General features: G+C 71.5%; 12 protein-coding genes. 10 read left to right on the forward strand and 2 right to left on the reverse strand.

Annotation, left to right across the window (positions count from 1 at the left end; translation table 11 throughout):
- Nucleotides 1-130 precede the first annotated feature (130 nt).
- The 5 genes from RKD20_RS36465 to RKD20_RS36485 all read left to right on the forward strand — a co-directional run bounded on the left by RKD20_RS36465 (nucleotide 131) and on the right by RKD20_RS36485 (nucleotide 4,652).
- Complete coding sequence (locus RKD20_RS36465; protein WP_424883400.1) at nucleotides 131-1,573, forward strand: GuaB1 family IMP dehydrogenase-related protein; 1,443 nt, start codon at nucleotides 131-133, stop codon at nucleotides 1,571-1,573.
- Nucleotides 1,574-1,640: 67 nt separating this feature from the next.
- Nucleotides 1,641-2,156 carry a GNAT family N-acetyltransferase gene (locus RKD20_RS36470; RefSeq protein ID WP_424881410.1) on the forward strand — a complete coding sequence of 172 codons (516 nt, stop codon included), beginning with the start codon at nucleotides 1,641-1,643 and terminating at the stop codon, nucleotides 2,154-2,156.
- Nucleotides 2,157-2,171: 15 nt separating this feature from the next.
- On the forward strand, nucleotides 2,172-2,564 hold the full coding sequence (locus tag RKD20_RS36475) for a hypothetical protein (RefSeq protein ID WP_424881411.1): 393 nt from the start codon (nucleotides 2,172-2,174) through the stop codon (nucleotides 2,562-2,564).
- Between the two features lie 167 nt (nucleotides 2,565-2,731).
- Entirely contained in the window at nucleotides 2,732-4,189 is a 1,458-nt protein-coding gene (locus RKD20_RS36480; RefSeq protein WP_424881412.1) for an amino acid permease, read from the forward strand.
- 10 nt (nucleotides 4,190-4,199) lie between these two features.
- Complete coding sequence (locus RKD20_RS36485; protein WP_424881413.1) at nucleotides 4,200-4,652, forward strand: Lrp/AsnC family transcriptional regulator; 453 nt, start codon at nucleotides 4,200-4,202, stop codon at nucleotides 4,650-4,652.
- Here the strand turns inward: RKD20_RS36485 and RKD20_RS36490 are convergent.
- Together RKD20_RS36490 and RKD20_RS36495 are read right to left on the reverse strand one after the other, a co-directional pair.
- The gene (locus tag RKD20_RS36490; protein WP_424881414.1) at nucleotides 4,645-5,103 is read right to left on the reverse strand and encodes a hypothetical protein; all 459 of its coding nucleotides are present in this window, start codon (nucleotides 5,101-5,103) and stop codon (nucleotides 4,645-4,647) included. The genes RKD20_RS36485 and RKD20_RS36490 overlap by 8 nt on opposite strands.
- 11 nt (nucleotides 5,104-5,114) lie before the next feature.
- On the reverse strand, nucleotides 5,115-5,855 hold the full coding sequence (locus RKD20_RS36495) for a GntR family transcriptional regulator (protein ID WP_424881415.1): 741 nt from the start codon (nucleotides 5,853-5,855) through the stop codon (nucleotides 5,115-5,117).
- 226 nt (nucleotides 5,856-6,081) lie between these two features.
- Here RKD20_RS36495 and RKD20_RS36500 point away from each other — a divergent pair, with 226 nt between their 5' ends.
- The 5 genes from RKD20_RS36500 to RKD20_RS36520 are packed head-to-tail and all read left to right on the forward strand — an operon-like array spanning nucleotide 6,082 to nucleotide 11,444.
- Nucleotides 6,082-7,236, forward strand: a complete 1,155-nt coding sequence (locus tag RKD20_RS36500) for an ABC transporter substrate-binding protein (protein ID WP_424881416.1) — start codon at nucleotides 6,082-6,084, stop codon at nucleotides 7,234-7,236.
- On the forward strand, nucleotides 7,233-8,129 hold the full coding sequence (locus RKD20_RS36505) for an ABC transporter permease (RefSeq protein ID WP_424881417.1): 897 nt from the start codon (nucleotides 7,233-7,235) through the stop codon (nucleotides 8,127-8,129). Before RKD20_RS36500 ends, RKD20_RS36505 begins: the two co-directional genes overlap by 4 nt.
- On the forward strand, nucleotides 8,117-8,929 hold the full coding sequence (locus RKD20_RS36510; protein ID WP_424881418.1) for an ABC transporter permease: 813 nt from the start codon (nucleotides 8,117-8,119) through the stop codon (nucleotides 8,927-8,929). Before RKD20_RS36505 ends, RKD20_RS36510 begins: the two co-directional genes overlap by 13 nt.
- 3 nt (nucleotides 8,930-8,932) lie before the next feature.
- The gene (locus tag RKD20_RS36515) at nucleotides 8,933-9,982 is read left to right on the forward strand and encodes an ABC transporter ATP-binding protein (RefSeq protein WP_424881419.1); all 1,050 of its coding nucleotides are present in this window, start codon (nucleotides 8,933-8,935) and stop codon (nucleotides 9,980-9,982) included.
- A gap of 43 nt (nucleotides 9,983-10,025) precedes the next feature.
- A complete protein-coding gene (locus RKD20_RS36520; RefSeq protein WP_424881420.1) occupies nucleotides 10,026-11,444 on the forward strand; it encodes an HAD-IA family hydrolase in 1,419 nt (472 codons plus the stop codon).
- Nucleotides 11,445-11,542 lie beyond the last annotated feature (98 nt).

An 11,542-nucleotide genomic window follows, 5' to 3' on the forward strand; every position in this document is an offset into this window, starting at 1 on the left:
CCCCCGCGGCCGGTCTGGACGATTCGCCCGTGGGTGGCTTTCCCCCCGGCATGGGACAATGAAGTACGTGCTCTTTCCCCCTGGCTGACCTGTCCGGGGGCCACCTCTGATCGACTGGGATGTGCAGCACGTGCGTTTCCTCAACGACATCCAGCCCCCGTACGACCTGACGTACGACGACGTCTTCATGGTCCCGAGCCGCAGCGCCGTCGGCTCGCGGCAGGGCGTGGACCTCAGCGCCCCGGACGGCACGGGCACCACGATCCCGCTGGTCGTCGCCAACATGACCGCCATCGCCGGGCGCCGCATGGCCGAGACGGTGGCCCGGCGCGGTGGCCTCGTGGTCATCCCGCAGGACATCCCGATCGAGGTCGTCACCGAGGTCGTCTCCTGGGTGAAGAGCCGCCACCACGTCCTGGACACCCCGATCGTGCTGGCCCCGCACCAGACCGTCGCCGACGCGCTCGCCCTGCTGCCCAAGCGCGCGCACAACGCCGGTGTGGTCGTCGACGAGGAGGGCCGGCCCGTCGGTGTCGTCACCGACCGGGACCTGTCCGGGGTCGACCGGTTCACCCAGCTCGCCGAGGTCATGTCCCGCGACCTGCTGCTGCTCGACGCGGACATCGACCCGCGTGAGGCCTTCAACCGCCTCGACGCGGCCAACCGTCGTTACGCCCCCGCCGTGGACCGGGACGGCCGTCTCGCCGGCATCCTCACCCGCAAGGGCGCCCTGCGCGCCACGCTGTACACGCCTGCCGTCGACGCGCGGGGCAGGCTGCGCATCGCGGCCGCCGTGGGCATCAACGGCGACTTCGCGGAGAAGGCCAAGCAACTGCTCGACGCGGGCGTCGACACGCTCGTCATCGACACCGCGCACGGCCACCAGGAGTCGATGATCACCGCGATCCGTACGGTGCGGGCGCTCGACCCGCAGGTCCCGATCGTGGCCGGCAACATCGTGGCCGCCGAGGGCGTGCGGGACCTGATCGAGGCCGGCGCGGACATCGTCAAGGTCGGTGTGGGGCCCGGCGCCATGTGCACCACCCGCATGATGACCGGGGTCGGCCGGCCGCAGTTCTCGGCGGTCCTGGAGTGCGCCGCCGAGGCGAAGAAGTACGGCAAGCACGTGTGGGCCGACGGCGGTGTCCGGCACCCGCGCGACGTCGCCATGGCGCTGGCCGCCGGCGCGTCCAACGTGATGATCGGGTCGTGGTTCGCGGGCACCTACGAGTCGCCGGGCGACCTCCAGCAGGACGCGAGCGGACGGCTCTACAAGGAGTCCTTCGGGATGGCGTCCGCGCGGGCGGTGCGCAACCGCACGTCCGAGGAGTCCGCGTACGACCGGGCCCGCAAGGCGCTGTTCGAGGAGGGCATCTCGACCTCCCGGATGTTCCTCGACCCGGCCCGCCCGGGCGTCGAGGACCTGATCGACTCGATCATCGCGGGCGTCCGCTCCTCGTGCACCTACGCTGGCGCGGGCTCCCTGGAGGAGTTCGCCGAGAACGCGGTCGTGGGCATCCAGAGCGCGGCCGGATACGCGGAGGGCAAGCCGCTGCACGCCAGCTGGAGCTGAGTCCGTTTCGCACGGCCCCCGGCGAAAACCGGGGGCCGTCCGCGCGTGCGGACCGTACGGTCGGCGTATGGAGATCACCGTCTGCCGGCGCGGCGATGTCGCGCTGCTCGACCGGTACATGGGCTCGCCGGTAGCCACGTCGTTCCATGCCCGGCGGTTCGCGCGGCAGGAGGCGGGGGAGTGCACCTACCTCGTCGCGTGGCTGGACGGGCGGCCCGTGGGGCACACGGAGCTGCGCTGGGTCGGCTGCGCGGCACCCGAGGTCACCCTGGACTGCCCCGAGATCGGCGGTCTCGCCGTGTGGCCCGAGGACCTGCGCTCGCGGGGCATCGGCACCGAGCTGATCCGGGCCGCCGAGGAACTGGCCCGGGAGCGGGGTCTGACGACCGTGGGCATCGGGGTCGGCAAGGACAATCCGCGCGCGGCCGCCCTGTACGCACGGCTCGGCTACCGGCCGGCGACCGACTATCTGGACCGCTACGCGTACCAGGACCACGACGGCACGACCTGTGAGTGCGTCGACGCCTGTGTGTTCCTCGTCAGGGAACTCCCGTCAGGCCACCTTGACGTCAAGCCTGCTTGACGTGAGCCTGGAGGCATGACGACACCGGAGAGCATCGAGCCGCAGTACACCCTGCTGACCGCCGTCTCCCGGCTCGACGAGCTGCGGATGCGGGAGTCGATGGGCGCGGGCGGGGCCACGGACGCCCCCGACCGGGCCGAACTGCTCGAACTCCTCGCGCTGAGCGAGGTCGTGGCGCGCAAGGCGTCCTACGGCCGTCAGCTGACCGTGCGCGCGGCCCGCGAGGCCGGGGCCTCCTGGTCGCAGATCGGGGCCGCGCTGGGCACCAGCAAGCAGGCCGCCTGGGAGGCGCACACACGCTGGATCGACGCCCAGGCCGCGGCCCACGGCAGGCCCGGGCAGCTGGGGTTCGACGAGGCGGACGTGGCCGAGGCGCGGGCGGTGGCGGGGGAGCCGGAGGAGCACTGACGAGGGCCGAAGGGGGCCGGCCAGGGGCGCGCGCAACGAACGCCCACCCTTCGGCGCGGAACGCAACGATCTTGCGAGTGCGTGCAAGGTTGCTGCATTACGGCTGCGACGTCCGGACTCGTAGGGTGCTTCGCTGTACTCACCTGCAACGACGAAGGAGTCAGCGCGTGCTCGACCAAGGCGCACCCCCGCAACAGCGCACCCCACAGGCGACGGGGCTCGGCGCGCGCCTCATGCGCCGCAAGCCGGTGGAACGCCTCGTCGCCGAGGGCGGCCAGGGTGAGGGAGGGGCCCTCAGGCGCTCGCTCGGACTGTGGCAGCTGACGATGATCAGCATCGGCGCCACCCTCGGCACCGGCATCTTCGTCGTCCTCGGTGAGGCGGTCCCCAAGGCCGGCCCGGCCGTCACCCTCTCCTTCGTGATCGCCGGCCTCACCGCCCTTTTCTCGGCCCTCTCCTACGCCGAGCTCGCGGGCACCATCCCGGTCGCCGGGTCCTCGTACTCGTACGCGTACGCAACCATGGGCGAACTGATCGCCTGGATCTGCGGCTGGTGCCTGGTCCTGGAGTACGGCGTCTCGGTCGCCGCCGTGGCCGTCGGCTGGGGCGAGTACCTCAACGAGCTGCTCGACGGGACCATCGGCGTCACCATCCCGGACGCGCTGTCCGCCCCGCCCGGCGACGGCGGCGTCTTCAACCTCCCGGCGCTGATCGTCGTCCTCCTCGCCATGGCCTTCCTGCTGGGCGGCGCCCGCGAGTCGGCCCGGGCCAACACCGTCATGGTCGTCGTGAAGATGGCCGCGCTCGTGCTGTTCTGCGCGATCGGCGTCCAGGGCTTCCGCTCGGGCAACTACGAGCACTTCATGCCCCTCGGGATGGCGGGCGTGAGCGCGGCCGGTGCCACGCTCTTCTTCTCGTACATCGGCTTCGACGCCGCCTCCACCGCCGGTGAGGAGGCGAAGAACGCCCAGCGCGACCTGCCGCGGGCGATCATGCTGTCGCTGGTCATCGTGACCGCGCTGTACGTCCTGGTCGCGGCCGTCGCGGTCGGCGCGAAGCCCTGGCAGCACTTCAACGACTCGGAGGCCGCGCTCGCCCGGATCATGCGCGAGGTCACCGGGCAGAGCTTCTGGGGGACCCTGCTGGCGTTCTGCGCGGTCATCGCCATCGCGAGCGTCGTCCTCACCGTCCTCTACGGCCAGACGCGCATCCTCTTCGCGATGTCCCGGGACGGACTGGTGCCCAAGGTGTTCGCCCGGGTCCACCCGAAGACCGGCGCGCCCCGCGCCAACACGGTGATCGTGTCCCTGTTCTGCGGGGTGCTGGCCGCGGCGATCCCGCTCGGCCGGCTCGCCGACGCCACCAGCATCGGTACGCTCTTCGCCTTCGCGCTGGTCAACATCGCCGTGGTCGTGCTGCGCCGGACCCGTCCCGACATGCCCCGCACCTTCCGTGTCCCGCTCTCGCCGTTCTTCCCGGCGCTGGGCTTCGGCTTCTGCGTGTGGATGATGGGCAGCCTGTCCACCGTCACCTGGGTGGTCTTCGGGGTCTGGATGGCCGTCGGACTCGTGTTCTACTTCGTATACGGCCATCGCCGTTCCCGACTCGCAACACCCGAAAGCTGATCCACCCACCGTGCTGAACGATCTCGACGAACGCATCGTGCACGCCCTCGCCGAGGACGCCCGCCGTTCCTTCGCGGACATCGGGCAGATCGTCGGCCTGTCCGCGCCCGCCGTGAAACGGCGCGTGGACCGGCTGCGTGCCACCGGGGCCATCACCGGATTCACCGTACGGGTCGACCCGTCGGCCCTCGGCTGGGAGACCGAGGGGTTCGTCGAGATCTACTGCCGGCACAACACCTCGCCGGACACCATCCGGCGGGGCCTGGAGCGCTACCAGGAGGTCGTGGCCGCCTCCACCGTCACCGGCGACGCGGACGCGGTCGTGCAGGTCTTCGCCTCCGACATGCGGCACTTCGAACGCGTCCTGGAACGGATCGCCGGCGAGCCGTTCGTGGAGCGGACCAAGTCGGTCCTGGTCCTCTCCCCGTTGCTGCGCCGCTTCTCCTCGGGCTCGCCTACCTGACCTGCTCGGCGCGGCGCCGGATCCCCGCCAGCAGGCGTCCGGTGAGCAGGGCGTGCGCCCCTGAGGAGATGACCAGCAGCCGGTAGAGGGCACCGCCGGGCCCGGGAAACCGGGCCCGCGTCTCGGCCCGCAGCCGGGTGCGGCCGCCTCCGGCCTCCTCCAGGCGGAAGACCAGGGCGTACGTCGAGAAGTGGTGGCGGCCCACCAGGACGAGCTCCCGGTCCGGGTCGGCGGACAGCACGTGGAAGCCGGGGAAGGCCGAGCCCTCCGCCAGGGGGCGCGGTCCGGCGGCTGTGCGGTCCGGGCAGCCCACCAGACGGGCGTACCCGGCGGAGCGTCCCCCGGAGAAGGAGCGGTCCAGTACCTCGCCGACGCTCTGCCACACGGCGGGGGCGTCCGCCGCCACGATCTGCGTGTGCTCGTCCACGTGCGGGAGGCTGCTGATCTCCATGAGGGACTCCTTCAGTCGGCCGTCTTCCTGGCCAGCGCGTTGTTGTCGATCGAGTTGTGCACGCTGAAGCTCACCGCGTCCGAACGGTAGCGGTCGTCCGACCACTCCACCGGTCGCCCCTCACGGGTCGTGGTCACCCGGCGGACCCGCAGCAGCGGGCTGGTCCGGCGGACGCCCAGCAGTTCCGCGTCCCGCGCCCCCGCGGCCACCGCGTCGATGACGTGCTCCCCGTAGGCGAACACCAACCCCGTGTCGTCGTACAGGCGTTGCGTGACCGAGGGGCACTCCGGCTCGATGGTCTCGACGGTCGGGGAGATCCAGTCGGCGTACACCGTCCGCTCCAGCAACACCGGTTCGCCGTCCAGGCCGCGCACCCGCAGGACGTGCAACACCGGTGTGCCCACGGCCAGTTGGAGGCGTACCGAGTCCTCCTTGGTGGCCGGACGGTACTCCTGTGCGACCACCTGGCCCGTCGCCGCACGCCCCATCGCCCGGGCCCACTCGGCGAAGCTCCGCAGTTCGGCGAAGCTCTGGCTGCGGCGGCTGGCGAGGACCACGCGGCGGGCGCCCTGCCGGGAGCCGATGAGCCCCTCGGCCGTCAGCGCCGCGACCGCCTGGCGGACCGTGCCGCGCGAGACGCCGTAGTGGGCCGCGAGTTCCGTCTCGGCGGGCAGCAGACTGCCGACGGTGTACTCCTCGCGGTCGATCGCCCGGCGCAGTTCGTCGGCGATCTCCTCGTGTCGCGCCCCCATGCTTCCCCTCTGAGTCGGCAACTGTGCACAGCGTGACCAGCGTAGTCGACATCGCAGCCGGCCCGGAGAAGTCCTGATTGTGCGGGAATTCAAGGGTCAGTGTTTCGCCAGTGTTTACGAACAGGACACCAGCGGCAGCCTTACTGAGGCCAACTTGTTCAGACAAGTTCTCTCCCTTCTGAGTCCCGTTCGACTCCTGCACCCTCGCGCGTCCCCTGGAGAAGCCGTGACCGTGTCCCTGCCGAGAACCGCCGCCGCCGGTGTTCTCGCCACCCTCGCCGCCCTTGCCCTGAGCGCCTGTGGCGCCGCCCCCGACACCGCGTCGACCACCGCCGACGGCAAGAACGCCGCCACCGCCACCTCAGCCGCCGACTTCGGCGGCCTGGACAAGCTGGTCGCCGCGGCCAAGAAGGAGGGCACGCTCAACGCCATCGCGCTGCCCCGCGACTGGGCCAACTACGGCGCCCTCATCGACGGCTTCCAGAAGAAGTACGGCATCAAGATCGCCGTCGAGAATCCCGACGGCTCCAGCCAGGACGAGATCAACGCCGTGACCTCGCGGAAGGGACAGAACCGGGCGCCCGACGTCCTCGACCTCGGCAGCTCCTTCGCGATCAGCGCCGCCCAGCAGGGCCTGCTCGCGCCCTACAAGGTCGCGTCGTACGACGACATCCCCACCGGGCAGAAGGACGCGCAGGCCCGCTGGTACAACGACTACGGCGGCTACATCTCCATCGGCTGCGACGCCAAGCGCGTCAAGACCTGCCCCACCACCTTCGCCGACCTCCTCAAGCCGCAGTACAAGGGCCAGGTCGCCCTCAACGGCAACCCCACCAAGTCCGGTTCGGCCTTCGGCGGTGTCTACGCGGCCGCGCTCGCGAACGGCGGCTCCTTCGACGACATCCAGCCCGGCCTCGACTTCTTCGCCAAGATCAAGAAGAACGGCAACTACACGCCCGTCGAGTCGACCCCGGCCACCGTCGAGAAGGGCGAGACGCCGATCAGCATCGACTGGGACTACCTGAACGCCGGGTACGCCGACGAGTTCCAGTCGAAGGGCGTCGACTGGAAGGTCACGGTCCCGAGCGACGGCCAGTTCTCGCAGTACTACTCCCAAGCCGTCAACAAGGGCGCCCCGCACCCCGCCGCCGCCCGCCTGTGGCAGGAGTACCTCTACAGCGCCGAGGGGCAGAACCTCTGGCTCAAGGGGTACGCCCGCCCGGCCCTGATGACCGCCATGGAGAAGGCCGGCACCCTCGACAAGGCCGCCGCGGCCAAGCTGCCCGAGGTCACCGGAACGCCCAAGTTCCCGACCGAGGCCCAGCAGGACAAGGCCAAGACGGTCCTCGGACAGGGCTGGGCGAAGGCCGTCTCCGGATGACGGCCACCGCCGTACGGGTGGACACGGCGCCCGCCGCTCGCACGAAGCGGCGGCGCCGGTCCCTCGGCTGGGTCGCGGTCGTCCCGCTGCTCGCGTTCGTCGCGGTCGCCTTCGGGCTGCCGGCGGTCGCCATGCTCGACGGCGCCTTCACCGCCAAGGACCCGGCCACCGGGGCGACTTCGTACACCCTCGACAACCTGACCACCTCCCTCAAGGGCGCCTACCTCACCGCACTGCTCGGCAGCGTGAAGCTGTCCGCGGTGTCCGCCGCCCTCGGCACCCTGGTCGGACTGCCGCTCGCCCAGGCCGTGGTGTCCTCCCGCTTCCGCGCCCTGCGCGAGGCCGTGCTCACCGCGTCCGGGGTGCTCGCCAACTTCGGCGGCGTCCCACTGGCCTTCGCCTTCGTCGCCACCCTCGGCAACGCCGGTGTGCTGACCCGCCACTTCGGCCTCACCGACAAGGGCTGGGACCTGTACAGCTTCTGGGGCCTGGTCATCGTCTACCTGTACTTCCTGATCCCGCTCATGGTGCTCACCGTCACCCCCGCCCTGGACGGGCTGCGCGTCCAGTGGCGCGAGGCCGCGCAGAACAACGGGGCGACGGGCGTGCAGTACTGGCGCTTCGTCGCCCTGCCCGTCCTGCTGCCCACGCTGCTCGGCGGGTTCGTGCTGCTCTTCGGCAGCGCCTTCGCCGCGTACGCCACCGCCGCCGCGATGGTGGGCAGCTCGATCCCGCTGGTCACCCTCCAGATAGCCGACGCCATCTCCGGCAACGTGCTCGTCGGCCAGGAGAACGTGGCGCTCGCCCTCAGCCTCGACATGGTCCTGGTCGCCGGCCTGGTCATGGCCGTGTACCTGCCCCTTCAGCGAAGGAGCGCCCGATGGCTCGCCTGAACCTGTGGCGGTGGGGCGTGCTCGGCCTCGCCGGGCTGTACTTCCTGGTGCCGCTGGCCGCGTCCGTCGTCTTCACCGTCGACGTGCCGGGCCAGGGCATCACCTTCGACGCCTACACACAGATCTTCGCCACCGACGGCTTCGTCTCCAGCCTGCTGCTCTCGCTGGAACTGGCCCTCGCCACCATCGCGATCGTGCTGCTGCTCATGGTGCCCGCCATGGTGGCGCTGCGGCTCGGCGCACCCAGACTGCGGCCGGTCGTCGAGGTGGTGTGCTCGCTGCCGCTCGTCGTCCCGCCGATCGCCTTCGTCGCCGGTATCGGCACGGTCCTCAAGTGGGGGCCCGACCACCTCTCCCGCACCCCGCTGTTCGAGACCTTCGTGGCGATCCAGAACCCCGACTTCCCCTTCGTCCTGGTCCTGGCCTACGTCGTGATGGCGCTGCCCTTCGTCTACCGGGCCCTGGACGCCGGACTGCGCGCAGTCGACGTCCGCACCCTCGTCGAGGCCGCCCGCAGCTGCGGTGCCGGCTGGCCGCAGGCCCTCGTCCAGGCCGTCCTGCCCAACCTGCGCGGCGCCCTCCTCAACGCCTCCTTCCTCACCCTGGCCCTGGTGCTCGGCGAGTTCACCGTGGCCCAACTGCTGGGCTTTAGGCCCTTCGCCGTGTGGATCGTCAACGTCAGCGGCTCGCAGGCCCAGTTGTCCGTCGCCGTGTCCGTGCTCAGCCTGCTCGTGACGTGGGTGCTGCTCCTCGTCCTGGCCGGCTTCGGCGGCCGCACCCGTCCTACCTCCCGGGGATGACCCATGCCTGAAACAGCTGCAACCGTCGAATTCCGGGGACTCAGGCGGGAGTTCGGCCCGACCGTCGCCCTCGACGGACTCGACCTGAGCGCCCGGCCCGGTGAACTGCTCGCCCTGCTCGGCCCGTCCGGCTGCGGCAAGACCACCGCCCTTAGGATGCTCGCCGGCTTCGAACACCCCGACTCCGGCGAGGTACTGGTCGACGGCGAGGACGTGACCCGGGTGCCGGCCCACCGCCGGGACGCCGGAATGGTCTTCCAGTCGTACAGCCTCTTCCCGCACCTCGACACGCTCGACAACGTGGCCTTCGGACTGCGGATGCGCAAGGTCCGCACGGCCGAACGGCGTGCCAGAGCAGCCGAGTTGCTGGACCTCGTCGGGCTCGCCGACAAGGGCGGCCGGTTCCCCCACCAGCTCTCCGGCGGCCAGCAGCAGCGGGTCGCGCTGGCCCGCGCGCTCGCCCTGCGCCCCCGCGTGCTGCTCCTCGACGAACCCCTGTCGGCACTGGACGCCAAGGTGCGGCTCAGCCTCCGCGAGGAGATCCGGCGGCTCCAGCAGGAGCTCGGCATCACCACCCTGTTCGTCACCCACGACCAGGAGGAGGCCCTGTCCATGGCGGACCGGGTCGCCGTGATGCACGCCGGCCAGCTCGAACAGTGCGCGCCGCCCAGCGAGTTGTACGGCCGTCCCGCCACCCCCTTCGTCGCCGAGTTCGTGGGCACGATGAGCCGGATCCCGGGCCGGCTCGCCCAGGGCACGGTCGACGTGCTCGGGCAGCGGCTGCCGGTCGACGGCCCGGTGCCGTCCGCCACCGAGGTCGACGTGCTGGTGCGTCCTGAGGCCGTGCGGGTGCGGGCCGAGGCCGACGGGAAGTCCCGCGTGGTCGCCACGTCCTTCCTGGGCGCCGCCGTCCGCGTCACCGTCCGGCTCGCCGACGGCACCGAGGTCAAGGCCGACCTGGCCGCGCACGAGGCGGCCGAGCTCACCGCCGGTGCCGTGGTGAGCGTGTCGCTGCCCGAGCGGCCGGTCCTGGTGGCGGAACGCACCCGCTGACCGTCGTACGACCGCTGATTCCCCCCACACGAAAGAGATCACCGTGACTCGACTCCCGCTCCAGGCCGTCCTGTTCGACATGGACGGCACGCTCGTCGACACCGAGCGGCTGTGGTGGGAGGCGGTGGAGCAGGTCGCCGGGCGGCCCCTGACCGAGGCGGACCGGCCGGACGTGCTCGGCCGCCCGGTCGAGCACACGGCAGCCTGGCTGGCCGCGGCCACGGGAGCCCCGGCCGACGGCCTCGCCGAGACCCTGCACCGGGAGTTCGCGGACCGCGTCCGCACCGGAGTCGTGCCCCGCCCCGGCGCGCTGGACCTGCTGGACGCCCTGGCGCGGGAGCAGATCCCCACCGCCCTGGTCACCGCGTCCCCCCGGGCCGTCGCCGACACCGTCCTGGAAGCCCTGGGGGGCGCGAGCCGCTTCGCCGTCTCCGTCACCGCCGACGACACCGAGCACACCAAGCCCGCACCCGATCCCTATCTCGCCGCCTGCCGCGCGCTCGGCGTGGATCCTTCGGGGTGCGTGGCCGTCGAGGACACGGAGACCGGCGTGCGCTCCGCCGAGGCGGCCGGTTGCGCGGTCCTCGCCGTGCCCTCACTGGCCCCCATCGAGGCGGCCCCGGGCCGTACGGTCCTGACCGGACCGGAGGGCCTGGAGGGCGTCACCGTGGCCCGGCTGCGCGCCCTGCTGCCGCACCGGCTCCGCGTGATGACCTGGAACCTCTGGTTCGGCGGCACCAAGGTCCACGACCACCGGGCCAAGCAGCTCAAGGTCATCGCCGAGACCGATGTGGACGTGGTCGGGCTCCAGGAGACCTACGGCACCGCCGCCGGGGAACTCGCCGAGGCACTCGGCTGGCACCACCACCGGGCCGGGACCAACCTCGGCATCATCAGCCGCTTTCCGATCACGTCCGTGCTGGGCGATCCGGACGTCGGGTTCTACGGGGCGGCCGGCGCGCGGATCGCCGTAGGGGAGCGGGAGGTCGAGGTCTGGACGGCCCACCTCGACTACGAGCAGTACGGGCCCTACGAGTCCGAGCCGCTCGCCCACGAGGAGGTACGGGTCGCCCAGATGCGGGACACCCTGCACCGCATCGGCGACACCGCGCCGGTCGTCCTCGTCGGAGACTTCAAGTGTCCCTCCCACCTGGACTGGCCGGACGTCGAGTGGCCGGTGACGAAGGCGGCGGAGGAGGCGGGCTTCGGGGACTCCTTCCGCCAGGCCCGTCCCGACGCCATAAGGGACCCGGGACACACCTGGTCGCCGGTGCACCCTCACCCGGAGCCGCAGGACCGGATCGACTTCGTCCTCCATCGCGGCCTGCGGGTCCTCGACTCGCGTACCTGCGTCAGCGGCACCCCCGGGACCTGGCCGGACGTCGAGGACAACGACTGGCCGTCCGACCACGCCGCGGTGATCACCACATTTTCGCTGGGCAGCGGGCCCGCGACTGTCTAGCATCGGTGCCATGACCTGGCGACATTGATCCACCAGCCGTGCCTCCCGAGGGCCGCCTCGGACGCCGTACCGACGACGTCCGAACCGCCCTTCCGGGA

Origin of the sequence: Streptomyces sp. SLBN-8D4, from assembly GCF_049739545.1 — a bacterium.
In the GTDB taxonomy this organism is placed as follows: domain Bacteria; phylum Actinomycetota; class Actinomycetes; order Streptomycetales; family Streptomycetaceae; genus Streptomyces; species Streptomyces canus_C.

Coding starts and splice junctions, on each gene's coding strand:
- RKD20_RS36470 (WP_424881410.1), top strand. CDS start 1,641: ATGGAGATCACCGTCTGCCGGCGCGGCGATGTCGCGCTGCTCGACCGG.
- RKD20_RS36475 (WP_424881411.1), top strand. CDS start 2,172: ATGACGACACCGGAGAGCATCGAGCCGCAGTACACCCTGCTGACCGCC.
- RKD20_RS36490 (WP_424881414.1), bottom strand. CDS start 5,103: ATGGAGATCAGCAGCCTCCCGCACGTGGACGAGCACACGCAGATCGTG.
- RKD20_RS36495 (WP_424881415.1), bottom strand. CDS start 5,855: ATGGGGGCGCGACACGAGGAGATCGCCGACGAACTGCGCCGGGCGATC.
- RKD20_RS36505 (WP_424881417.1), top strand. CDS start 7,233: ATGACGGCCACCGCCGTACGGGTGGACACGGCGCCCGCCGCTCGCACG.
- RKD20_RS36510 (WP_424881418.1), top strand. CDS start 8,117: ATGGCTCGCCTGAACCTGTGGCGGTGGGGCGTGCTCGGCCTCGCCGGG.
- RKD20_RS36515 (WP_424881419.1), top strand. CDS start 8,933: ATGCCTGAAACAGCTGCAACCGTCGAATTCCGGGGACTCAGGCGGGAG.